The 23,246-nt window shown below is 65.3% G+C and carries 19 protein-coding genes and 3 tRNA genes; 17 read left to right on the plus strand and 5 right to left on the minus strand.

Annotation, left to right across the window (positions count from 1 at the left end):
- The first annotated feature begins 131 nt into the window (after positions 1 to 131).
- The 13 genes from truA to RRX38_RS24230 all read left to right on the plus strand — a co-directional run bounded on the left by truA (position 132) and on the right by RRX38_RS24230 (position 10,714).
- The gene (gene truA, locus RRX38_RS24170) at positions 132 to 953 is read left to right on the plus strand and encodes a tRNA pseudouridine(38-40) synthase TruA (protein ID WP_410524933.1); all 822 of its coding nucleotides are present in this window, start codon (positions 132 to 134) and stop codon (positions 951 to 953) included.
- A 59-nt stretch (positions 954 to 1,012) separates the two neighbouring features.
- The gene (locus RRX38_RS24175) at positions 1,013 to 1,633 is read left to right on the plus strand and encodes a phosphoribosylanthranilate isomerase (protein WP_315960966.1); all 621 of its coding nucleotides are present in this window, start codon (positions 1,013 to 1,015) and stop codon (positions 1,631 to 1,633) included.
- 251 nt (positions 1,634 to 1,884) lie between these two features.
- A complete protein-coding gene (gene accD / locus RRX38_RS24180) occupies positions 1,885 to 2,802 on the plus strand; it encodes an acetyl-CoA carboxylase, carboxyltransferase subunit beta (protein WP_315960967.1) in 918 nt (305 codons plus the stop codon).
- Positions 2,799 to 4,079 (plus strand): bifunctional tetrahydrofolate synthase/dihydrofolate synthase, encoded by a 1,281-nt coding sequence (folC, locus tag RRX38_RS24185; RefSeq protein WP_295474367.1) that lies wholly within the window; start codon positions 2,799 to 2,801, stop codon positions 4,077 to 4,079. Before accD ends, folC begins: the two co-directional genes overlap by 4 nt.
- Before the next feature lie 17 nt (positions 4,080 to 4,096).
- On the plus strand, positions 4,097 to 4,807 hold the full coding sequence (locus RRX38_RS24190; protein ID WP_315960968.1) for an SPOR domain-containing protein: 711 nt from the start codon (positions 4,097 to 4,099) through the stop codon (positions 4,805 to 4,807).
- 138 nt (positions 4,808 to 4,945) lie between these two features.
- Positions 4,946 to 5,533 (plus strand): CvpA family protein, encoded by a 588-nt coding sequence (locus RRX38_RS24195; RefSeq protein ID WP_295474361.1) that lies wholly within the window; start codon positions 4,946 to 4,948, stop codon positions 5,531 to 5,533.
- Positions 5,534 to 5,545: 12 nt separating this feature from the next.
- On the plus strand, positions 5,546 to 7,054 hold the full coding sequence (purF, locus tag RRX38_RS24200; RefSeq protein WP_295474358.1) for an amidophosphoribosyltransferase: 1,509 nt from the start codon (positions 5,546 to 5,548) through the stop codon (positions 7,052 to 7,054).
- A gap of 20 nt (positions 7,055 to 7,074) precedes the next feature.
- On the plus strand, positions 7,075 to 8,286 hold the full coding sequence (locus RRX38_RS24205) for an O-succinylhomoserine sulfhydrylase (RefSeq protein ID WP_295474355.1): 1,212 nt from the start codon (positions 7,075 to 7,077) through the stop codon (positions 8,284 to 8,286).
- 11 nt (positions 8,287 to 8,297) lie between these two features.
- Complete coding sequence (locus RRX38_RS24210; protein WP_295474658.1) at positions 8,298 to 9,062, plus strand: SDR family oxidoreductase; 765 nt, start codon at positions 8,298 to 8,300, stop codon at positions 9,060 to 9,062.
- A 193-nt stretch (positions 9,063 to 9,255) separates the two neighbouring features.
- A tRNA-Val gene (locus RRX38_RS24215) sits at positions 9,256 to 9,331 on the plus strand.
- Positions 9,332 to 9,374: 43 nt separating this feature from the next.
- Positions 9,375 to 9,451 (plus strand) — tRNA-Asp (locus tag RRX38_RS24220).
- Between the two features lie 107 nt (positions 9,452 to 9,558).
- Positions 9,559 to 9,635, plus strand: a tRNA-Asp gene (locus tag RRX38_RS24225).
- A gap of 227 nt (positions 9,636 to 9,862) precedes the next feature.
- Entirely contained in the window at positions 9,863 to 10,714 is an 852-nt protein-coding gene (locus RRX38_RS24230; RefSeq protein WP_315960969.1) for a DUF2242 domain-containing protein, read from the plus strand.
- A gap of 15 nt (positions 10,715 to 10,729) precedes the next feature.
- Here RRX38_RS24230 and RRX38_RS24235 read toward each other — a convergent pair whose 3' ends face one another.
- The 4 genes from RRX38_RS24235 to RRX38_RS24250 all read right to left on the minus strand — a co-directional run bounded on the left by RRX38_RS24235 (position 10,730) and on the right by RRX38_RS24250 (position 16,073).
- The gene (locus tag RRX38_RS24235) at positions 10,730 to 11,773 is read right to left on the minus strand and encodes a DNA topoisomerase IB (RefSeq protein WP_315960970.1); all 1,044 of its coding nucleotides are present in this window, start codon (positions 11,771 to 11,773) and stop codon (positions 10,730 to 10,732) included.
- 110 nt (positions 11,774 to 11,883) lie between these two features.
- A complete protein-coding gene (gene ilvA / locus RRX38_RS24240) occupies positions 11,884 to 13,419 on the minus strand; it encodes a threonine ammonia-lyase, biosynthetic (RefSeq protein ID WP_315960971.1) in 1,536 nt (511 codons plus the stop codon).
- 498 nt (positions 13,420 to 13,917) lie between these two features.
- Complete coding sequence (locus tag RRX38_RS24245; protein WP_315960972.1) at positions 13,918 to 14,961, minus strand: AraC family transcriptional regulator; 1,044 nt, start codon at positions 14,959 to 14,961, stop codon at positions 13,918 to 13,920.
- A gap of 2 nt (positions 14,962 to 14,963) precedes the next feature.
- Positions 14,964 to 16,073 (minus strand): nitrilase-related carbon-nitrogen hydrolase, encoded by a 1,110-nt coding sequence (locus tag RRX38_RS24250; protein ID WP_315960973.1) that lies wholly within the window; start codon positions 16,071 to 16,073, stop codon positions 14,964 to 14,966.
- A gap of 210 nt (positions 16,074 to 16,283) precedes the next feature.
- Here RRX38_RS24250 and RRX38_RS24255 point away from each other — a divergent pair, with 210 nt between their 5' ends.
- From RRX38_RS24255 to RRX38_RS24270, 4 genes are all read left to right on the plus strand, one after another.
- Positions 16,284 to 18,320 (plus strand): NADPH-dependent 2,4-dienoyl-CoA reductase, encoded by a 2,037-nt coding sequence (locus tag RRX38_RS24255; protein ID WP_315960974.1) that lies wholly within the window; start codon positions 16,284 to 16,286, stop codon positions 18,318 to 18,320.
- 157 nt (positions 18,321 to 18,477) lie between these two features.
- On the plus strand, positions 18,478 to 19,389 hold the full coding sequence (locus RRX38_RS24260; protein ID WP_315960975.1) for a 1-aminocyclopropane-1-carboxylate deaminase: 912 nt from the start codon (positions 18,478 to 18,480) through the stop codon (positions 19,387 to 19,389).
- Positions 19,390 to 19,498: 109 nt separating this feature from the next.
- Positions 19,499 to 20,836, plus strand: coding sequence for an MFS transporter (locus RRX38_RS24265; RefSeq protein ID WP_295470015.1), 1,338 nt, complete (start codon positions 19,499 to 19,501; stop codon positions 20,834 to 20,836).
- 150 nt (positions 20,837 to 20,986) lie between these two features.
- Positions 20,987 to 22,192, plus strand: coding sequence for an MFS transporter (locus RRX38_RS24270; RefSeq protein WP_315960976.1), 1,206 nt, complete (start codon positions 20,987 to 20,989; stop codon positions 22,190 to 22,192).
- A gap of 16 nt (positions 22,193 to 22,208) precedes the next feature.
- Here the strand turns inward: RRX38_RS24270 and RRX38_RS24275 are convergent, their stop codons facing one another.
- Entirely contained in the window at positions 22,209 to 23,156 is a 948-nt protein-coding gene (locus RRX38_RS24275) for a DUF1853 family protein (protein ID WP_315960977.1), read from the minus strand.
- Between the last annotated feature and the right edge of the window lie 90 nt (positions 23,157 to 23,246).

A 23,246-nucleotide genomic window follows, 5' to 3' on the forward strand; every position in this document is an offset into this window, starting at 1 on the left:
GTCGGCATCACGCGACCGCCAGAGGTCTCCCACCGCTGGCGTCCTGCCGCGCGCCCCGTATAATGGCCGCCCTTTTTCGCAACCCAACGGGCTGTAACACCTTGGCCAACATAGACAACCCGGCTGCCGAAATGGCTGCCGAGGGCTTTCACCGCATTGCACTGGGCGTCGAATACAAAGGCTCGCGCTACAACGGCTGGCAGCGCCAGGCCGGTGGTGTGCTCACCGTTCAGGAAACCCTGGAAAATGCCCTTGGCAAGGTCGCGGCCTCTCCCATCGGCTTGATGTGTGCCGGGCGTACCGACGCCGGTGTGCATGCCTGTGGGCAGGTGGTGCATTTCGACACGCCGGTGGAGCGTTCGGAGAAAGCCTGGGTCATGGGTGCCAACGCCAGCCTGCCGCACGATATCAGTGTGACCTGGGCGCGTGCCATGCCAGCGCACTTCCACGCGCGCTTCAAGGCGGTCGCCCGGCGCTACCGCTACGTCATCTACAACGACCAGATCCGCCCGGCGCACATGGGCCAGGAAGTGACCTGGAACCATCGCCCGCTGGACGCTGAGCGCATGGCCGAGGCTGCGCAGGCGCTGCTGGGCAATCATGACTTCAGCGCCTTTCGCGCTGGGCAGTGCCAGGCCAAGTCGCCAATCAAGCAGATGCACCACCTGCGCGTCACTCGCCACGGCCAGATGATCGTCCTCGACGTGCGGGCCAATGCCTTCCTGCATCACATGGTGCGCAACATTGCCGGCGTGCTGATGACCATCGGTGCGGGAGAGCGCCCGGTGGAGTGGGCCGCCGAGGTGCTGGAAAGTCGCCAGCGGCGTAACGGCGGGGTCACGGCCCATCCTTATGGCCTGTATCTGGTGCAGGTCGAGTATCCGGAGGAGTTCGCCCTGCCGCAGCGCTACGTGGGGCCACATTTCCTCACGGGTTTCGCCGGCCTCGGCTGACGTCCGGAGAAGCTTTTGTTAACATCCGGGGCTTTCCGCCATGACGGAGGTTCGGCGACATGTCTGCCGTTCGCAGCAAAATCTGCGGGATTACCCGCATTGAAGATGCATTGGCCGCCGTCGAGGCGGGTGCCGACGCGATAGGCTTCGTGTTCTATGCGCCCAGTCCGCGGGCTGTCAGCGTGGCGCAGGCCAAGGTGATCATGGCCGCCTTGCCGCCTTTCGTTACGACGGTCGGGCTGTTCGTCGATGCCAGCCCCTGCGAGCTGCACGAAACCCTCGAGGCACTGCCGCTGGATTTGCTGCAGTTTCACGGCAATGAGTCGCCGCAGGCCTGCGAGGGCTACCACCGGCCCTACATCAAGGCGCTGCGGGTCAAGCCAGGCGATGACCTGCTGGCGGCCTGCCGAGCCTACGCACGGGCCCGTGGCATCCTGCTGGATGCCTATGTGCCGGGCGTACCGGGGGGCACTGGCGAGCGTTTCGACTGGTCGCTGATTCCTGCGGATCTGCCCAAGCCGGTGATCCTGGCCGGCGGCCTCGACCCGGACAACGTGGCGCAGGCCATCGCCCGGGTCAGGCCCTATGCCGTGGATGTCAGCGGCGGGGTAGAGCGTAGCAAGGGCATCAAGGACCACGACAAGGTGCGTGCGTTCGTCGACGCCGTGCGCGGGGCCTGATGTGACGGCTGGGAAACTGCCGCCGTCCATTAGCCTGTTCCCGGCATATTGTGTTCGCGGTTTGAATTGAACGGGCCAGGCTTCGATGCGCCTGGCGGGATTTTGCAGAGTACGGTTGAGCCCGTGCAGGTCTGGCCAGGCACCGACCGCAGGCTGCACGGCCAGCCACCATTTACGAAATTAGCTGAGGGCATGTGCCCGGCGCGTTGGCGCCAGGCACGGGAGCCGCACCGGTACTGGAGAAAGAAAGCATGAGCAACTGGTTGGTAGACAAACTGATCCCTTCGATCATGCGTTCCGAGGTCAAGAAAAGCTCGGTCCCTGAGGGTCTGTGGCACAAGTGCCCATCCTGCGAAGCAGTGCTGTATCGCCCTGAACTGGAAAAGACCCTGGACGTCTGCCCCAAGTGCGACCATCACATGCGCATTGGTGCGCGTAGCCGCCTGAACATCTTCCTCGATGCCGAAGGCCGTAACGAGCTGGGCGCCGAGCTGGAGCCGGTCGACCGCCTCAAGTTCCGCGACAGCAAGAAGTACAAGGACCGCCTGGTGGCGGCGCAGAAGCAGATTGGTGAGAAAGACGCGCTGATCTCCATGAGCGGTACCCTGCTGGGTATGCCGGTGGTGGCTTCGGCCTTCGAGTTTTCCTTCATGGGAGGGTCGATGGGCGCCATCGTCGGCGAGCGTTTCGTGCGCGCTGCCAACTACGCGCTGGAGCACCGTTGCCCGATGATCTGCTTCTCGGCTTCCGGTGGTGCGCGCATGCAGGAAGCGCTGATCTCCCTGATGCAGATGGCCAAGACCTCTGCAGTGCTTGCACGCCTGCGTGAAGAAGGCATTCCGTTCATTTCGGTACTGACCGACCCGGTCTACGGTGGTGTATCGGCCAGTCTGGCGATGCTGGGTGACGTGATCGTCGCCGAACCCAAGGCGCTGGTCGGCTTTGCCGGTCCTCGCGTGATCGAGCAGACCGTGCGCGAAAAACTGCCTGAAGGCTTCCAGCGCAGTGAATTCCTCATCGAGCACGGCGCCATCGACATGATCATCCCGCGCAGCGAAATGCGCGAACGTCTGGGCCGCCTGCTGGCGCAGATGATGAATCTGCCGACGCCCAAGACCGTCAAGCCGGTCTTCGAGGCGGTAGAGGTCCCTGCGCCGGCCGCCGTATGACCGCCAGGTCGCTGGGCGACTGGCTCGCCTATCTGGAGCAGTTGCATCCGTCGGCCATCGATATGGGGCTCGACCGCTCGCGGCAAGTCGCCCGGCAGTTGGGCCTGAGCCGCCCGGCGGCGCGGGTCATTACCGTGACCGGCACCAACGGCAAGGGCTCGACCTGTGCCTTCCTGGACGCGCTGCTGCAGGCCCAGGGGCTCAAGGTCGGGGTCTATAGTTCGCCGCACCTGGTGCGCTACAACGAGCGCGTCCAGGTACAGGGCGTACAGGCCAGCGATGCCGAACTCTGCGAAGCCTTCGCCGCCGTCGAGGCGGCGCGTGGCGATATAACCCTGACCTATTTCGAGATGGGCACCCTGGCGGCGTTCTGGCTGTTCCAGCGCGCCGGGCTGGATGCTGTGGTGCTTGAAGTCGGTCTGGGTGGCCGTCTGGATGCGGTCAACCTGGTCGACGCAGACCTGGCCCTGGTCACCAGCATCGGCCTGGACCACGCCGACTGGCTGGGCGATACCCGCGAATCGGTGGCCTTCGAAAAGGCCGGGATCTTCCGTGCTGGCAAGCCAGCGCTGTGTGGCGATCTCGATCCGCCGGCGCCATTGCTCGAACAGGCTGCCGAACTCGGCTGCCCACTGTCGCTGCGTGGTCGGGACTTCGACCTGCAGATCGAGGCGACGGCCTGGCATTGGCAGGGGCATGACCGCACAGGCCAGCCGTTGGCGCTGCGCGATCTGCCGTTGCTCGACCTGCCCATGGAAAACGCCGCGCTGGCGCTGCAAGCCTATGCCTGGCTGGACCTGCCCTGGCAGCCCGAGGTGCTGGCCGAGGCGCTGAACGGTACCCGTATCGTCGGGCGTCTGGACCGGCGGGTGCTGCGCTGGCAGGGCAAAACCCTCAAGCTGCTGCTGGATGTGGGGCATAATCCGCACGCCGCCGCTTTCCTGGCCCGGCGTCTCGCCCAGCGGCCCTTGGCGGGGCGGCGCCTGGCGGTCTTCGGCTTGTTGGCAGACAAGGACCTGGCTGGCGTGACGGCCGAGTTGGTGCCAGTGCTGGCGCACTGGGCGGTAGCGCCTTTGCCAACGCCGCGTACCCGTCCGGTTGGCGAGTTGCACGCCGCGTTGCAGAACCTTGCTGCCAGCGTGACGTCCTATCAGGACGTCGTTCAGGCGCTGCAGGCGCAGTGCGAGCGGGCGACGGACGACGATGAGATCCTGGTGTTCGGGTCTTTCTATTGTGTAGCCGAGGCTCTGGAATGGCTGGATCGGCACGCTGATTGAGGATTGAGGTGGCTGCGATGCTGGACAAGGCTTACAAACAGCGGATGGTAGGGGCCCTGGTGCTGATCGCGATTGCGGTGATCTTCCTGCCCATGCTGTTTACTCGCCAGGACGAGACCCGTAGCGTACGGGTCGACGCGCCGGCAGCGCCCGACGCGCCGGCCATGCAGCCGGTGCAGATCGAGCCGGTTGCCGTGCCCGAGCAGCAGCCGCTGGCGCAGACCGAGTCGACCCCGCCGACACAGCCCATCGGACCTGCGCCGACCCAGGCCGTCCCGGCTGCGCCTGCCCAACCTGCCACCAGCAACGCCGCTGCGACGACCGCGCCCGCCACCAAGCCGGCAGCGGCTGCAACGCCAGCGCCTGCCGCGAAACCAGCGGCAAAGCCCGCGCCGACCCCGCCGGCCAATGCTGCCGGCAACCAGGCGCCCACCCAGTCCTCTACGCAAGCCAAGGCGGCAACGCCGGCCGGTGTCGATGCCAACGGGCTTTCGGTGAGCTGGTCCGTGCAACTGGCCAGCATGTCCAACCGCGCCAATGCCGACAACCTGCAGAAGACACTGCGTGCCCAGGGCTACAATGCCTACATTCGCACCTCCGAGGGTGTGAACCGCGTATTCGTCGGGCCGCTGATCGAGCGTGCCGAAGCCGACCGGCTGCGTGACCAGCTCGACAAGCAGCAGAAGCTCAAGGGTATCGTGGTGCGCTTCCAGCCCGAGCGGGGCTGATCCCGCGCCACGGCCTGCGCGCCAGACAACCGTCTGGCGCGCAGGTTTCAAGAAATTTCAACCTGCCGATAATCGCAGCTTACCGACCGGCGGCCGCTCTGTTAAAATGCGCCGCCTTATCCGTCTGCAGGCTGCAACGTGGCACTTACTCCGGTTGACTGGGCGATCCTCGCGGTCATCGCCATCTCCGCTCTGATCAGCATCAAGCGCGGCTTCGTCAAGGAAGCCCTGTCGCTGGTGATCTGGATCGTCGCAGGTGTGGTCGCCTGGATGTTCGGTGCCGGACTGTCCTATTACCTGGCCGATTACATCGCCACGCCCTCGGCGCGGATCATCGCCAGTTGCATCATTCTGTTCGTGGCCACCCTGCTGGTCGGCGCCATGGTCAATTTTCTCATCGGTGAACTGATTCGGGTCACCGGGCTGTCGGGCACTGACCGGTTTCTCGGCATGGTCTTCGGTGCCGCGCGTGGTGCCTTGCTGGTCGTCGTCGCGGTCGGGCTGTTGAGCCTGGGGCCGGTGCAACAGGATCAATGGTGGCAGGACTCACGCCTGCTGCCGCAATTTCTCATGGTCGCTGACTGGTCTAAAAACCTGATTCTCGGGATGTCCAGCCAGTGGTTCGCCAGCGGTATCAGCGTTCCCGCTGAACTACCGTTCAAGGAGCAGGTACTGTCGCCGCAGATGGCGCAGGACGTGCTCGGTAAATCCAGTTCCACTAAGTAGGGGTTGTGTCGCATGTGTGGCATCGTCGGAATCGTCGGTAAGTCGAACGTCAACCAGGCGCTGTATGACGCGCTCACCGTCCTCCAGCACCGCGGCCAGGATGCTGCCGGTATCGTGACCAGCCATGATGGCCGGTTGTTCCTGCGCAAGGACAACGGGTTGGTGCGCGATGTGTTCCAGCAGCGCCATATGCAGCGGCTGGTCGGGCACATGGGTATCGGTCATGTGCGTTATCCCACGGCGGGCAGCTCCACTTCGGCCGAAGCCCAGCCGTTCTATGTCAACTCGCCCTATGGCATCACCCTGGCACACAACGGCAACCTGACCAACGTCGAGCAGTTGGCCAAGGAAATCTACGAGTCCGACCTGCGCCACGTGAACACCAATTCCGATTCGGAAGTGCTGCTCAACGTGTTCGCCCACGAGCTGGCCGTGCGTGGCAAGCTGCAGCCGACCGAAGAGGACATCTTCGCGGCGGTGGCCGACGTGCACAAACGCTGCCGTGGCGGCTATGCCGTGGTGGCGATGGTCACCGGTTATGGCATCGTCGGCTTCCGTGACCCGGATGCGATCCGTCCGATCGTCTTCGGTCAGCGCCACACCGACGAAGGCGTGGAGTACATGATCGCCTCCGAGAGCGTCGCGCTGGACGTGCTGGGCTTCACCCTGATCCGTGACCTGGCGCCGGGCGAAGCGGTGTACATCACCGAAGATGGCCGCCTGTTCACCCGCCAGTGCGCGCCGAACCCGCGCTATGCACCGTGCATTTTCGAACACGTCTACCTGGCCCGCCCCGACTCGATCATCGACGGCATCTCGGTGTACAAGGCGCGCCTGCGCATGGGCGAGCGTCTGGCCGAGAAGATCCGCCGCGAGCGCCCCGACCATGACATCGACGTGGTCATCCCGATTCCGGACACCAGCCGCACCGCCGCCCTGGAGCTGGCGAACCACTTGGGCGTCAAGTTCCGCGAAGGCTTCGTGAAGAACCGCTACATCGGCCGTACCTTCATCATGCCCGGCCAGGCGGCGCGCAAGAAATCCGTACGCCAGAAGCTCAACGCCATCGAGCTGGAATTCCGCGGCAAGAACGTGATGCTGGTCGACGACTCCATCGTGCGCGGCACCACCTGCAAGCAGATCATCCAGATGGCCCGCGAAGCCGGCGCCAAGAATGTCTATTTCTGCTCGGCCGCCCCGGCCGTGCGCTACCCGAACGTCTACGGCATCGACATGCCGAGTGCTCACGAACTCATCGCGCACAACCGCACCACCCAGGAAGTGGCCGATCTGATCGGTGCCGACTGGCTGGTCTACCAGGACCTCAACGATCTCATCGAAGCGGTCAGCGGCAGCAAGAAGATCAAGATCGACAACTTCGATTGCTCGGTCTTCGACGGCAAGTACGTCACCGGTGATGTCGACGAGCACTACCTGAACCGGATCGAGGACGCTCGTAACGACGCGGCGAAGGTCAAGAACCAGGCCGTCAGCGCGATCATCGATCTGTACAACAACTGATTCGGACAAGGAAAACGTGCATGTCTGAGCAATGGGATTCAGGCCGGCTGGACAGTGACCTGGACGGCGTGGGGTTCGACACTCTGGCCGTTCGCGCGGGCCAGCACCGCACACCGGAAAGCGAGCACAGCGATCCGCTGTTCTTCACCTCCAGCTACGTGTTCCGCACGGCGGCCGATGCCGCCGCGCGCTTCGCCGGCGATGTGCCGGGTAACGTCTACTCGCGCTACACCAACCCCACCGTGCGCACCTTCGAAGAGCGCATCGCCGCGCTTGAAGGCGCCGAGCAGGCAGTCGCAACCTCCACTGGCATGTCGGCCATCCTCTCGGTGGTCATGAGTCTGTGCAGCGCCGGCGACCATGTGCTGGTGTCGCGCAGTGTATTCGGTTCGACCATCAGCCTGTTCGAGAAGTACCTCAAGCGCTTCGGCGTCGAGGTCGACTACGTGCCGCTGGCCGAACTGGCCGGTTGGGATGCGGCAATCAAGCCCAATACCCGCCTGCTGTTCGTCGAGTCACCGTCCAACCCGCTGGCCGAGCTGGTCGATATCGCCGCGCTGGCGGAAATCGCGCATGCCAAGGGCGCCATGCTGGTGGTCGATAACTGCTTCTGCACGCCTGCACTGCAGCAGCCGCTGAAGCTGGGTGCCGATGTCGTGGTGCATTCGGCCACCAAGTTCATCGACGGCCAGGGGCGCTGCATGGGTGGTGTGGTCGCTGGCCGCGCCGAGCTGATGAAAGAAGTGGTCGGCTTCCTGCGCACTGCCGGTCCGACCCTGAGCCCGTTCAACGCCTGGGTGTTCCTCAAGGGCCTGGAAACCCTCAACCTGCGCATGCGCGCGCATTGTGCCAATGCCCAGGCCCTGGCCGAGTGGCTGGAGCAGCAGGATGGCGTGGAGAAGGTTCATTACGCCGGCCTGAAGAGCCACCCGCAGCACGAGCTGGCTCAACGTCAGCAGAAGGGCTTCGGCGCGGTGGTGAGCTTTGAGGTCAAGGGGGGCAAGGAGGGCGCCTGGCGCTTCATCGACGCCACGCGCCTGGTGTCGATCACCGCCAACCTGGGTGACAGCAAGACCACCATCACCCATCCGGCGACCACCTCGCACGGTCGTCTGACGCCCCAGGAGCGCGCTTCGGCGGGCATCAGTGATAGCCTGATCCGCCTCGCGGTGGGCCTGGAAGACGTCACCGACCTGCAGAACGACCTGGCTCGCGGCCTGGCAGCGCTGTGACCGATTGGGCCATGCAGGTCACCGGGCCGAGCAATGGCCGGGTGGCGCTGGTCACCGGTGCCGCCCGCGGCATCGGCCTGGGCATCGCCGCCTGGCTGATCAGCGAAGGTTGGCAGGTGGTGCTGGCGGATGTGGACCGCATTCGAGGTGCCACGGTTGCTGAAAGCCTGGGCGAGAACGCCTTGTTCATCGCCATGGACGTGGCCAGCGAGGACCAGGTGGTCGGCGGTGTGGCCCAGTTGCTGCGCCAGTTCGGTCGCCTGGATGCTCTGGTGTGCAACGCCGGGGTTGCCGATCCGCACAACGGCACCCTGGAAAGCCTGGGCGTGGAGCGCTGGAACCGGGTGCTGGCGGTCAACCTGACCGGGCCGATGCTGCTGGCCAAGCACTGTGCACCTTACCTGCGCGCCCATGGTGGCAGCATCGTCAACCTGGCCTCCACGCGGGCCCATCAGTCCGAGGCCGACACCGAGGCCTACGCGGCGAGCAAGGGCGGGTTGCTGGCGCTGACCCATGCGCTGGCGGTGAGCCTGGGCCCGCAAATCCGCGTCAATGCAGTCAGCCCTGGCTGGATCGATGCCCGTGACCCTTCTGTGCGACGTGCCGAACCGCTCTCGGAAACCGACCATGCCCAACACCCGGCGGGCAGGGTAGGGACGGTCGAGGACGTGGCAGCGATGGTCAGCTGGCTGTTGTCACGTAATGCCGGCTTCGTGACCGGACAGGAGTTCGTCGTCGATGGCGGCATGACGCGCAAGATGATTTACGCGCAATAACCCGTTCGCTACATCTCGTTTTGTAAGTGCTGCTACTCGGCGCAGGCGATTTGAGCGCCGCCGTCAGGCGCGTTTTCAGAGGTGCCAAAAAAGCCTGAATAAACCCGTATCTCCCTGATTTGAAAAATATTTCACTCAAGGTGTTGACTTAGGTAAGGGGGGTGCGTAAAGTTCGCGGCCTCAGCGAAGCAAAGGGTGATTAGCTCAGCCGGGAGAGCATCTGCCTTACAAGCAGAGGGTCGGCGGTTCGATCCCGTCATCACCCACCATCGTTGAGTTTGAAAGGCTGTTGAACTCAGTTTTCAAATATGCGCAGCGGTAGTTCAGTCGGTTAGAATACCGGCCTGTCACGCCGGGGGTCGCGGGTTCGAGTCCCGTCCGCTGCGCCACTTTCAGATCAGTGTTTCTGGTCTGGGGTTGAAAAGCCAAGGCTCTTCAACAGTGTTACTGAAGCAACTTACTCGAAGTTTGTTTCAGTCAGGTTTACAAGCGATACGCAGCGGTAGTTCAGTCGGTTAGAATACCGGCCTGTCACGCCGGGGGTCGCGGGTTCGAGTCCCGTCCGCTGCGCCATATTCGGTTCCAGAGCCCATGAACTCTCTGGAACAAACAAGAAAGCGACCTTAGGGTCGCTTTTTTGCTTTCTGCGCTTGCCGATGGTCTTGGCGCCTTTGCCCGGGTAGCCAGCGAGCGGTCGGCGTTGTGTCAACAAGCCGATACCAAGTCTGCGTTGATCCTCCGCCGACCTTGTTGCAGACTTATCGCCTTTTTCCGTCGCGCATTTTTCTCCGGGATTACCGATGTTCAATGTTCTGAATGTTCGCACCGCCTGCTGGGCCGCCGTCCTGCTGATGGCCGCAGGCTGTTCCTCGCCCAAGCAGGCGATCTATGATCATGAGCATTTCGACGATGCAGGGACCTTCTCGCGCACCTACCCGGCCAGCGACACTGCCTCCTGCGAGGCGGCACGCCGGGCGTTGCTCAGTCAGGGCTACATCATCACCAGCAACGACCCGAAGATGATCAGCGGTCGCAAGAGCTTCCAGCAGACCGGTGACACCCACATCGAGATCAGTTTCAACGTGGTCTGTGCCGACGACGTCAAGCCCGGCACCTCCAGCATGTTCGCCAACGCCTTGCAGGACCGTTACGCGCTGAAGAAATCCAACACCTCCGCCAGTCTTGGCGTGGGTGTGCTCGGTTCGGTGTCGATGCCCATCGGCTCCACCGACGACTCGATGGTCAAGGTCGCCAGCGAGACCGTGGCTTCAGACAAATTCTACGAGCGCTTCTTTGCCCTGGTCGAAAGCTTCCTGCCAGCGGAAGTGAAGCAGGCCGCGCATATCGTCGAGAAGCCCAAGGCCGACCTGGGCGTGCCAGAAGCCACCACTCCCGTGGCTCCTGCCGCTGCAGCTCCGGCAGCACCGACGCATCCCGCGGTCGAAGCGCCCGCCCCAGTTGCCGCACCGGCTCCGGCCGCCGCTACGGACAACGGCAGCCAACCTGTGGCAGCGCCTGTCGAGTCTGACGGTTTCAAGGTCGAAAGCACCGAGAGCCAGCCTGCTGCAACGCAACCAGCCCCCGAGCCAGCAGCCCAACAGGCCCCGGCCGAGCCGACACCAGCGGTCGAGCCGTCCCCACCCGCCCAATAAGTCCAGCCCGCTTGCTCAGGGTGCCGTCCTGGCGCTCTGCGCATGCAGTTGCTGCAGGAAGGCTGCCAGGGCGACTTCCTCGGCGCTCAGGCCCTTGCGCTTCCTGGCGCGTGGCAGCTTGGCCAGCTCCCCCAGCAGAAAGCCCTCCAGGACCGCCGGGTGGATGTAACACTTGCGGCACACCGCCGGCGTGTTGCCCAACTGGCGGGCCACATTCTTGACCATCTCCACGATATGCTTCTTGGCGTCGGCCTCCGGCTCCCACTGCAGCTTGCGCAGGGTCGCCAGGGCCAGCACGCTGCCAGCCCAGGTGCGATAGTCCTTGGCGGTGAAGTCTGCGCCGGTCAGGGAGTGCAGGTAGGCGTTGACGTCGCTAGAGCTGATGCCATGGCGCTGGCCGTCGTCATCCAGGTACTGGAACAGGTTCTGCCCTGGCAACTCCATGCAGCGCTTGATGATCTTCGCCATGCGCCGGTCCTTGATACTGATCTGGTGCTCGACGCCGCTCTTGCCGCGAAACTGGAAAAGGATCTCGCTGCCCTTGATGTCCACGTGCTTGTTGCGCAGGGTGGTCAGGCCGAAGGAGCGGTTGTCGCGGGCGTAACGTGAATTGCCGATGCGAATCAGTGTGGCGTCCAGCAGGCTGACCACGGCGGCGATGACCTTGTCGCGGCCCATGCCGGGCTGGCTCATCTGCGCTTCCAGTTGCTTGCGCACCTTGGGCAACGCGCCGCCGAAGGCGATCATGCGCGCGTACTTGTTCTCGTCACGGATCTCACGCCAGCGCGGGTGGTAGCGGTATTGCTTGCGCCCGCGCGCGTCGCGACCGGTGGCCTGCAGGTGGCCCTGCGGGTCGGCGCAGATCCACACATCGGTATAGGCCGGCGGTATGGCCAGGGCGTTGATGCGCTGGATCTCGGCCGGGTCGCGAATGCGCTGGTCGTTACGGTCGAAATAGGCGAACTTGCCGCGCAGCCGTTTGCGGCTCAGGCCCGGTTCGCTGTCGTCGACATAGTGCAGGTCGGGAGGTAGCTGTTCGGCGGCGATGGCATCTGGCATGAGCGTAACGTCCGTGTGGATGTACCTTCATTGACCGTCGCCGCTTTTACAGGTGCGATAAATCTGCAACCCGGCCTGGGCAACCTCGCGCGGGGTTGCCCAGAGGCCTCTCAACCGAGGAAAAACCGATACGCAGGGTTGTTGGTCTCGTCCCAGTAGGGGTAGCCGATCTCTGCCAGGGTGTCCTTGACCAGGTCGTGTTCGTCCTCCGGCACCACCAGCCCGGCCACCACCCGCCCGTCGGCAGCGCCGTGGTTGCGGTAGTGGAACATCGAAATGGTCCAGCGCCCGCCCAATTTGTTGAGGAAGTTGAACAGCGCGCCCGGCCGCTCGGGGAACTCGAAGCGCAGCACCACTTCGTCGCTGACCCGCTCCGAATGGCCGCCGACCATGTGGCGGATGTGCAGCTTGGCCAGCTCGTTGTCGGTCAGGTCCACCACCGGGAAGCCCTGCTCGGTGAGGCTGGCGATCAGCGCGCTGCGCGGGTCGCGCTCGGGGTGGGTCTGCACGCCGACGAAGATGTGCGCCTCGCGGTCGGTGTGGTAGCGGTAGTTGAACTCGGTGATCTGCCGCTTGCCCACCGCTTCGCAGAAGGCCTTGAAGCTGCCGGGCCGCTCGGGAATGGTCACCGCGATGATCGCCTCGCGGCCTTCGCCCAGCTCGGCGCGCTCGGCCACGTGGCGCAGGCGGTCGAAGTTGACGTTGGCGCCGGAGTCGATGGCCACCAGGGTCTGGCCCTGCACGCCGCGCTGCTCGACGTACTTCTTGATCCCGGCCACCGCCAGGGCGCCGGCCGGCTCGGTGATCGAGCGGGTGTCGTCGTAGATGTCCTTGATCGCCGCGCAGATCTCGTCGCTGCTGACGGTGATCACCTCATCGACATAACGGCGGCACACCTCGAAGGTGTGCTGGCCGATCTGCGCCACGGCCACGCCGTCGGCGAACAGCCCCACCTGGCTGAGCACCACGCGTTCACCGGCGGCCATGGCGGCCTGCAGGCAGTTGGAGTCGTCCGGCTCGACGCCGATGACTTTGATTTCCGGGCGCAGGTACTTCACGTAGGCGGCGATGCCGGCGATCAGCCCGCCGCCGCCGACCGGTACGAAGATGGCATCCAGCTGGCCCGGCTGCTGGCGCAGGATCTCCATGGCCACGGTGCCTTGCCCGGCGATGGTGTCGGGGTCGTCGTAGGGGTGGATGTACACCAGGCCGTCCTGCTCGACCAGTTGCAGCGAGTGGGCCAGGGCCTCGGGGAAGGAGTCGCCGTGCAGCACCACTTGCGCACCGCGTGAGCGCACGCCCTCGACCTTGATCTCCGGGGTGGTCTTGGGCATCACGATGACCGCACGGATGCCCATCTCCCGCGCCGCCAGGGCCAGGCCCTGGGCGTGGTTGCCGGCCGAGGCGGTGACCACGCCACAGGCGCGCTCGGCGGCGCTGAGCTGGGCGAGCTTGTTGTAGGCGCCGCGGATCTTGAACGAGAACACCGGCTGCAGGTCTTCGCGCTTGAGCAGCACCTGGTTGCCCAGCCGCTCGGACAGCTGACGGGCGCCCTGCAGCGGGGTTTCGATGGCGACGTCATAGACGCGGGAGGTGAGGATCTTGCGGGCGTAGTGGTTGAGCAGATCGGGCTGGGCATGGCTCATCGCGTCGGTTCCTTGTGCAGGCTGAGGACACGGCAATGCAGCTGGCTGGCGAACGGGGCGATGGAGCGGGGGATGGCGATCATGTCTGACTCCTGGTTCAAGCGCTTGGCGCCCGGGAGACAGAAGAAACCCGCCTCCAGGGCGGGTTTTTTGCAAACGTCGGCTAACCCGCCATGACTGGAATGACGGTAATAATAATCTGGCCGACGGAATGCTTTGAGGTGTTCATGGGCCGGAGCGTATGGCGTATCGCCAGGCAAAGTCAACAGGCCTGATGAGCGAGCGTCGAATTTAGCCGCGCTCGACACCTTTTCGTCACATGTGAACCTTAGTCTGGTTGGCAAGGTCAGTACCTGTGGGGCAATTGTCTGCCCCAGCTTTGTTGAATTGCCACAGGAGTCTCCAGTAATGGACGAATACCAGGAAGAACTGCTCGAATCTCGCGCCTTCGAACTCGATATGCCGGAACCGGCCGATGATGCCACTGAGCTGTGACGCTCAGCGGGTACCGAGCCGCTGACGGCGGCGAAAGGTTCCCGGTGTTTCCCCGCTCCAACGCTTGAAGGCCCGCTGGAAAGCCTCTGCCGAGGCGAAACCCAGCAGGTAGGCGATTTCGCCGAACGCCAGTTCGGTATCACGAATGTAAGTCATGGCCAGGTCGCGGCGCGTGTCATTGAGAATGGCGCGAAACTGCGTGCCTTCTTCGGCCAGCTTGCGGCGCAGCGTCCAGCTCGGCAGCTTGAGCAGGGCCGCCACTTCCTCCAGGTCGGGTTCCCGGCCACCATTGAGCAGCGGGCCGAGCATGCCGATGATGCGTTCGCGCAGGCTGCGCGTGCGAGTCAGGCGCTCCAGTTCCAGTTCGCAGAGTTGCAGCAGGTGTTGCCAGGTGCTGGGGCAGTGTTGCGGGTTGCGCAGCGCCAGGCTGGCGTTGCTCAGGCGCAGCTGGTTGGTCTCGGCGGTGAAAGCCGCTGCTTGCTCGCTCAGGGAGGTATAGCTGGCCGCGTAGCCGGGCGCAGCGAACTCGATTTCCAGCCGCTGCGCCTGTACAGGGCTGCCGACGATCCACGACAGCTGCGCCAGCCAGCCGCTGAGCAACGAGTCGACCACGAAGCGGTTGTAATCGTTGTAGGGGCTGATGGAGTAGAAGCGCAGCCAGGCGCCTTCGGCGTCTTCATGAAAGCTCGACTGGCCACGGTAGTTGGAGCCATACAGGGGTTCGAAACGCAGCAGGGTGCGTGCGGCTTCTCGCAGGTTGGGGGCCTGGGCCGCGGTGACCCCGGCCAGGCCGGCCTGGCCGGGGCGGCTGAAACGCCCCATGAGCAGGCCCAGCGCCGGCTCGCCGCTGAGCTGGATCGCCGCATGGCCCAGGCGCATGTAGCGGGCGATGCTCAGCCGTGCGCCGGCCTGGCCGAGGCGCTCGGTGTCCAGCCCGAAGCCTTGCAGCAAGGGCTCCGGGTCATGGCCAAGGCTGCGCAGGGCCTGATCCAGGCACTGCACGAAGCCCACCGACAGGTCACCCAGGCGCAGGGCAGGGCGGCTCATGGCTACAGCCAGAGATTGATCAGCCGCGCCCCGCCAGGCGAGGCCGCCGGTGCGGGCTGGCGGTGCAGGAAGCTGTTCCCGGAACTGCCTTGGTCCCAGAACTGGCCACGCATGAACACGCTGATGCCGGCTTTGGCGTGGCTGCGGGGGGCTTGCCCGGTGAGCGTCAGGCGTTGCCAGGCCTCGCCCTCACTGAGGTGAGCGGGTTGCTGGAGATCTTCGCCCTGATGATGTTCCCAGGCCTGCTCCCAGCGCTGTCGGCCGGGCACGAACGCGGGCACGGCGATCAACTGCGCGCCGCTGGCGTCGAGCCGCGCATAGTTGCCCGGTTGCCAGCTGTCGCTGCCGATCAGCACGCCCAGGCGTCCAGCCGGTGTGTCGAAGACCTGCAAGGGCGCCGAGCCGCCAGGCTGGATATAGCCGCCCTGATGAACGCTGGGTGACAACTGCCGCTGCGGTTCGCCGAGAATCTTGCCGTTGGCACCGAACACCAGGCTGACGTTGTACAGCGGCCCGCTGCCGGTGTGCAGCCGCCCCTGTTCCACGGTCGGCTCGGGAAGCACGATGGAGCCGGCCACCAGGGTGACGCCGAACTCCGCCGCCAGGCCGCCGAACAGCTGCTGATACTGGGCGGCCATGTCGTCGGCCTTCATGCGCAGGTGGGCATCGTCCAGGCGCTGTTCGCCGCGGGCCTGCAGCAGGGCGGTGACGAACTTCAGCGGGTTGCTCCAGGCCAGCCAGTCCATTGCCGCATCCACGCTGGGGGCCTGGTAGAACTGGTTCTTCTCGCCAACGGCGAACAGCCAGGTGCCGATGTGCTCGGGCAGCACCACCAGGGTCTTGTCGTTGACCAACCCCAGGTCGCTGGCCTGCTGCAGCCAGGCGGCCAGCTTGCGATGCAGGCGGCCGAGGTCCTGATAGTCGGTGGGGTACAGCTCGGTCTCGATGCCCAGCAGGTTGCCCCGCCCGGCTGCTTCGCCCTGGCTGACGGCCAGGCGGATGCGCAGGTCGGACAGGTAATGGCCCATCGGACGCTGGGTGGTCCATACGCCGTAGCTGACCAGCAGGGCGACGGCCAGGGCGGCCAGGCAGAGGCCGAAGAATTTGCGCATAGGTCCTGCGGCACGGTGAACGGGATGCCGGCTAGGTTAGGGGCGCGCGCCGTGCTTGCCAACCCCGCCGCTGTGCATTTGGATCAATAAGTTGTCAGTTTCGGTCATTGAGCGCCTCGTGGCGCCTCATTACTGTGGTCGACATACCGAAAAGGGGCCTGCCTGCACGGTCCCGAACAATCACCGTGACGACACCGATGGAGCCTGACCATGAGCGCCTCCGCTTATCCGCACCTGCTCGCCCCGCTGGACCTGGGGTTCACCACCTTGCGCAATCGTACCCTGATGGGCTCCATGCACACCGGTCTGGAGGAGCAGCCTGGCGGCTTCGCGCGCATGGCGGCGTACTTTGCCGAGCGGGCCCGTGGGGGTGTGGGACTGATCGTCACTGGCGGCATCGCGCCCAACGACGAAGGCGTCACCTACAAGGGCGCCGCCAAGCTCACCACTGCCGAGGAAGCGGCGCACCACCGGGTGGTCACCGACGCGGTGCACCAGGCTGGCGGTAAGATCTGCCTGCAGATCCTGCACACCGGGCGTTACGCCTACAGCCCGACCCTGGTCGCACCAAGCGCCATCCAGGCGCCGATCAACCCCTTCAAGCCACGTGAACTGGACGGAGCCGGAATCGAGAAGCAGATCACCGACTTCGTGCGCTGTGCCAGCCTGGCCCGCGAAGCCGGTTATGACGGCGTCGAGATCATGGGTTCGGAAGGCTACTTCATCAATCAGTTTCTCGCCGCCCGCACCAACCAGCGCAGCGACCAATGGGGCGGCAGCTTCGAAAACCGCATGCGCCTGGCCGTGGAGATCGTGCGCCGGGTGCGTGAGGCAGTGGGCAGCGACTTCATCATCATCTACCGCCTGTCGATGCTCGATCTGGTGGAAGGCGGCAGCGACTGGCCAGAGATCGTGCAGCTGGCCAAAGCCGTCGAGGCGGGCGGTGCCACGCTGATCAACACCGGAATCGGCTGGCACGAGGCGCGGATTCCCACCATCGCCACCAAGGTGCCGCGCGCCGCGTTCAGCAAGGTGACCGCGCGGCTCAAGGGCGAGGTCAGCGTGCCGCTGATCACCACCAACCGCATCAATACGCCGGAAGTCGCCGAACAGGTGCTGCGCGAGGGCGATGCCGACATGGTGTCCATGGCCCGGCCGTTCCTCGCCGATCCGGAGTTCGTCAACAAGGCCGCTGCTGATCGCAGTGCCGACATCAATACCTGCATCGGTTGCAACCAGGCGTGCCTGGACCACATCTTCGCCGGCAAGCTGACCAGCTGCCTGGTCAACCCGCGGGCCTGTCACGAAACCGAACTCAACTACCTGCCCACCGAGCAACCGCGGCGCATTGCCGTGGTCGGTGCCGGCCCGGCCGGCCTGGCGGCGGCCACCGTGGCCGCCGAACGCGGGCACCAAGTGACGCTGTTCGATGCTGCCAGCGAGATCGGCGGGCAGTTCAACATCGCCAAGCAGATTCCCGGCAAGGAAGAGTTCCACGAGACCCTGCGCTACTTCGGCCGCAAACTGCAGAGCACTGGCGTAGCGTTGCGCCTGGGCACGCGCGTGTCCGCTGCCGACCTGCTGGGTGCGGGCTTCGACGAGGTGCTGCTGGCCACCGGCATTACCCCGCGTACGCCAGACATCCCTGGCATCGACCACCCCAAGGTACTCAACTACCTGGAGGTGATTGGCCAGCACAAGCCGGTTGGCCGTCGTGTCGCGGTCATCGGTGCCGGCGGCATCGGCTTCGACGTGTCGGAATTTCTGGTGCACCAGGGCGTATCCACCAGCCTGGACCGGGAGGCGTTCTGGAAGGAGTGGGGCATCGACATCCGCCTGCAGGCGCGGGGTGGGGTCACTGGTATCACGCCGCAGGTCGAGCCACCCGCCCGCGAGGTGTACCTGCTGCAGCGCAAGGCTTCCAAGGTTGGTGATGGCCTGGGCAAGACCACTGGCTGGATCCACCGCACCGGCCTGAAGAACCGTCAGGTGCAGATGCTCAGCAGTGTGCAATACCTGAAGATCGACGATGCCGGGCTGCACATTCGGGTGGGTGAGGGTGATGTCACCGTGCTGGAGGTCGACAACGTGGTGATCTGCGCCGGCCAGGAGCCGCTGCGCGAGCTGTACGACGCACTGGTTGCAGGTGGGCAGAGCGTGCACCTGATCGGCGGTGCTGATGTGGCTGCCGAGTTGGACGCCAAGCGCGCCATCGACCAGGGCTCGCGCCTGGCGGCAGCGCTGTGAAGCGCCGAGCAGAAAAGCACGGCCCGCCCTGGTCAGTCCTGGTAGGGAGCGGCTTCAGCCGCGAACAGCATCGCGGCTGAAACTGCTGCGTTCGGGTGCACAGCTGGCTGGCGCCGATTGGCGCTAGACTGGCGGCCCTCGCTCCCTGGAATGCGCCATGCTCGCCCATGCCCTGACCTGGCAACCCGATGCCCCCTTGCAACCCCTGAACCTGCCCTGGCTGCACCAGGCCGGGGTCGAGGTGGCGGTGCTGCGCCTGGACCTGCTCGATGCGCTGATCAGCGGCAACAAGTGGTTCAAGCTGATCGGCCACTTGCACACCGCCGTGGGGACCGGCGCCGCAGGCGTCGTCAGCCTGGGCGGTGCGCATTCCAACCACCTGCATGCCCTGGCGGCGGCAGGCAAGCGCTTCGGCTTCGCCACGGTCGGTCTGCTGCGCGGGCATGAGCAACTCACGCCCACGGTGCAGGACCTGCATGACTTCGGCATGCAACTGCACTGGCTCGGTTACGGCGGCTATCGGCAGCGCCATCAGGCGGATTTCTGGCAACCCTGGCAGCAACGCTACCCGCTGCTGTACCCGATCGCCGAAGGCGGTGGCGGCCTGCCGGGCCTGGAAGGCTGCGCGTTGCTGTTGCCGATGGTGGCGCGGCAGTTGGCGTCGCTGGGCTGGGACAGTTACCACGGCTGGTGGTTGGCTGCCGGCACCGGCACCACGCTGGCCGGACTGGTGAGCGCCGAGGCGGGACGGCGCCCGGTGCATGGCGCGTTGGCGGTGCCGGCCGATCATGGCGTGACCGGCAACCTGGAGAGTTTGCTGCAGTCTGCCGCTGGCTATCGGCTGGTCGACGCCAGCCGTGGCGGCTTCGCCAAGCTCGATGCGCACTTGCTGGCCTTCATCGAGGCTGCCGAACGCGACGCCGGCGTGCCGCTGGAGCCGCTGTACACCGGCAAGGCTCTGCTGGCCCTGCATGACGCCGTGAGCCAGGGCCAGTTCCCGCCCGGTACCCGGCTGATCTTCGTGCACACCGGCGGCCTGCAAGGGCGTCGCGCCCTCTCGAGGTCTTGACGGCCCGGTAATGTCGGCCTCGGATATGTCGACGCCCCTTTCAGAGTGAGCGGCGCGCTGCCAGCTTCGGATAATCGCTGTATTCCCCCTTCCGAACGCCGAGGTCAGCATGACAACCCCCGCTGCCGAGCAGGTCGATCCTGCCACCCTGAGAAAAGTCATCGTCGCGGCCGCCATCGGCAACTTCGTCGAGTGGTTCGATTTCGCCGTCTACGGCTTTCTGGCCACCACCATCGCGCTGCTGTTCTTTCCCAGCGGCGACGCCAGCGTCGCACTGCTCAAGACCTTCGCGGTGTTCGCCGTGGCCTTTGCCTTCCGGCCCCTGGGCGGCATCGTCTTCGGCATGCTGGGTGACCGCATCGGTCGCAAGCGCACCCTGGCCATGACCATCTTGTTGATGGCCGCCGCCACCACCCTGATCGGCCTGTTGCCGACCTACGCCAGCATCGGCCTGCTGGCGCCGGTGCTGCTGACCCTGATCCGCTGTGCCCAGGGCTTCTCGGCCGGTGGCGAATACGCTGGCGCCTGTGCCTATGTGATGGAGCATGCGCCCATCGGCAAGCGCGCCTGGTACGGCAGCTTCCTGCCGGTCTCGACCTTTTCCGCCTTCGCCTGCGCGGCGGTGGTGGCCTATGTGCTGGAGGCCAGCTTGTCGAGCGAAGCCATGACCAGTTGGGGCTGGCGTCTGCCGTTCCTGATCGCCGCGCCGCTGGGGCTGATCGGCCTGTACCTGCGCTGGCGTCTGGACGAGACCCCGGCGTTCCAGGCGGTCAGCGACGAGCATGAGGTGGCCCATTCGCCGCTGAAAGAAACCCTGGTGCATCACGCCCGGCCGATTCTCTGCCTGGGCGCCTTCGTGTCGCTGACGGCGCTGTCGTTCTATATGTTCACCACTTATTTCGCCACCTATCTGCAAGTGGCCGGTGGCCTGAGCCGCTCGGCATCGCTGCTGGTGGCGCTGATCGCCCTGGGTTTCGCCGCGGCATTCTGCCCGCTGGCCGGGGCGTTTTCCGACAAGGTCGGGCGGCGCAAGACCGTCGTGGTCACCTGTGTCTGGCTGGTGGTCGCGGACTTGCCAGCGTTTCTGATGGCCAGCTCCGGTTCGTTCCTCGCCTCGGTGCTGGGCGTGATGCTGCTGGCGGTCGGTGCGGTGCTCAGTGGCGTGGTCACGGCAGCGCTGCTCTCCGAAGTGTTCCCGACCCGCACCCGCTACACGGCGTCGGCGATCACCTACAACATGGCCTATACGCTGTTCGGCGGTACCGCTCCCTTGATGGCCACCTGGTTGATCTCCACCACCGGCAGCAACCTGTCGCCGGCCTTCTACCTGATCGCCGTGTCACTGCTGGCCCTGGTCGGCGGGTTGGCGTTGCCGGAAACCTCGCGGATCTCGCTGCACCAGGTGCCGTCGATGGATGCCAAGGTGCCGGCCGGTTCGCTGGCCTGAGCCCTGTCGGGCGGGGCGGGCGCCAGCCGGTCGAGGAAAGCCTGGCGCAGGCGCGGTGAAAAGTGGCACATTGTGGCCCCCTTGCGGCGACGACACATTTTGTAATCGTCGCCGCCAGGGCTTTGCTACCTGCCGCTATGGAAGACCCTCATGTCCAGTGCCCAATCCGCCCCTGCGGCGGCCTCGACCACCCCGCAGTCCAGCCCCCTGGTCATGCGCATCATCGGCGCCGTGGCGCTGGCGCACCTGATCAATGACCTGATCCAGGCGATCCTGCCGTCCATCTATCCGATGCTCAAGGACAGCTACGACCTGAGCTTCGCGCAGATCGGCCTGATCACCCTGACATTCCAGCTCACCGCCTCGCTGCTGCAGCCGTGGGTCGGCTATTACACCGACCGGCATCCTAATCCGCTGGTGCTGCCGCTGGGTTCGGTGTGCACGCTGATCGGTATCCTGATGATGTCGATGGTCGGCAGTTTCCCGTTGATTCTGCTTGCGGCGGCGCTGATCGGCATCGGCTCCTCGACCTTCCACCCCGAAGCGTCGCGCATCGCCCGCCTGGCTTCCGGTGGGCGCTTCGGCCTGGCGCAATCGACCTTTCAGGTCGGCGGCAACACCGGGACGGCGATCGGCCCGTTGCTGGCGGCGGCGATCATCATTCCTTTCGGCCAGGGCAACGTGGCCTTCGTCGGCGTGATCGCGTTGCTGGCTCTGGGGCTGCTATGGGCCATCAGCCGTTGGTACAAGAACCACCTCAACCTGTTCAAGCTCAAGGCCGGGCAGAAAGCCACCCACGGCTTGTCGCGGCAGAAGGTGATCTTTTCGCTGGTGATCCTGGCGCTGCTGATCTTCTCCAAATTCTGGTACATGACCAGCCTGACCAGCTACTACACCTTCTACCTGATCGAGAAGTTCGACCTTTCGGTAGCCAGCTCGCAACTGCACCTGTTCCTGTTTCTCGGTGCGGTAGCCGCCGGGACCTTCTTCGGCGGACCGATCGGCGACCGCATCGGGCGCAAGGCGGTGATCTGGTTCTCGATCCTGGGGGCGGCGCCGTTCACCCTGGCGCTGCCCTATGCCGACCTGTTCTGGACCAGTGTGCTGAGCGTCATCATCGGTTTCGTCCTGGCCTCGGCGTTCTCGGCCATCGTGGTCTACGCCCAGGAACTGGTGCCCGGCAATGTCGGCATGATCGCCGGGGTGTTCTTCGGCCTGATGTTCGGCCTGAGCGGCATCGGTGCCGGTACCCTGGGTTACCTGGCCGACAGCCGTGGCATCGAGTACGTCTACCACCTGTGCTCGTTCCTGCCCCTGCTGGGCATTCTCACTATTCTTCTGCCGCGCACCCGGTAACCTTGGACTTGGCCCGTCAGCGCCTGCTGTCGGGCAGCTCCGGCCAGGCGTCGGCCACCAGGAACAGCCGTTCGGCTTCCTGCCAGTCGTCCTCGGCCTGCTGCTCCAGGCGCACCAGCAGTTGCGCCGGGGCCTGTGGGTCGAGCTGCTGCAACCATTCATCCAGTTGCGTTTCCGGCCAGGCCGTGGTGCTGCGGGCCGGTGCCAGCCAGGCCTGGCGCGGTAGGGGTTGCCAGCGCCCGGCGGGGCACTGCGCGGCATAGGCCGGCCAGTCGCGCTGGTGCAGCCAGCGGCCGCGCAGATGCCGCTCATCGGCGCCTCGCGGTGGCTGTGCCTGCCCCGGCCAGGGGTAGAGCAGGTAGCCACCCAGCCAGAATTCGGCACTGAAGGCTTCGATGCCCAGCGCCGCCAGGGCCGTCTGGGCCTGTGGGCGGCTGGACATGGGCAACTGGTGCTCGCTCAGGTGGGCGAGCTTACGCCCCAGCCGGTCGTGGGAGGCGGGGCCGAGCCACTGCGCCGGGTCAGTGCCATCGTCGTGTGCCGGGCCGAGGTAGAGCTTGATGGCCAGTTCCAGGTGGTGCACGCCGTCGCGGTCGCGCAGCAGCAGGTCCAGCTCGCCCAGGGTATGGCCCTGTTCGCGCACCGGCAGATTGGCGGCCAGTACCTCGACACCTGGCGCCTGCTGGGCGGCGAACTGCCAGAGCTGCTCGTAGTAGCGGCCCAGGCGCCGGCTGCTGGCCTGTTGCAGCCAATGCTCGAGGGGCTCGGGATGCAGGTCCAGAGTACAGAGGAACCGCCGCCATAGCTCCGGGTCGTCCGCCCAGTCGCTGGCGCTGAGCGGATGACGCTGCGGCCATGGAGCCTGGGCCAGCAGCGGGGGTGAGCAAACCACCCAGGCGAGGTCACGTACCGCAGGGTGGTGCAGCTGGCGGGGCAGGTCGGCGAGGCAGGCGAAAGGTGTCATGCAGCGGATGATAGCCTGGGTCAGGCCCGGCGCGGGCGTCTTCGGCAGGAACGGGCAGGCCGGTTCAGGTGTCTGCCGGTTTGCCGCTGG

The sequence above is a fragment of the Pseudomonas sp. DTU_2021_1001937_2_SI_NGA_ILE_001 genome (genome assembly GCF_032463525.1).
Lineage (GTDB): Bacteria > Pseudomonadota > Gammaproteobacteria > Pseudomonadales > Pseudomonadaceae > Aquipseudomonas.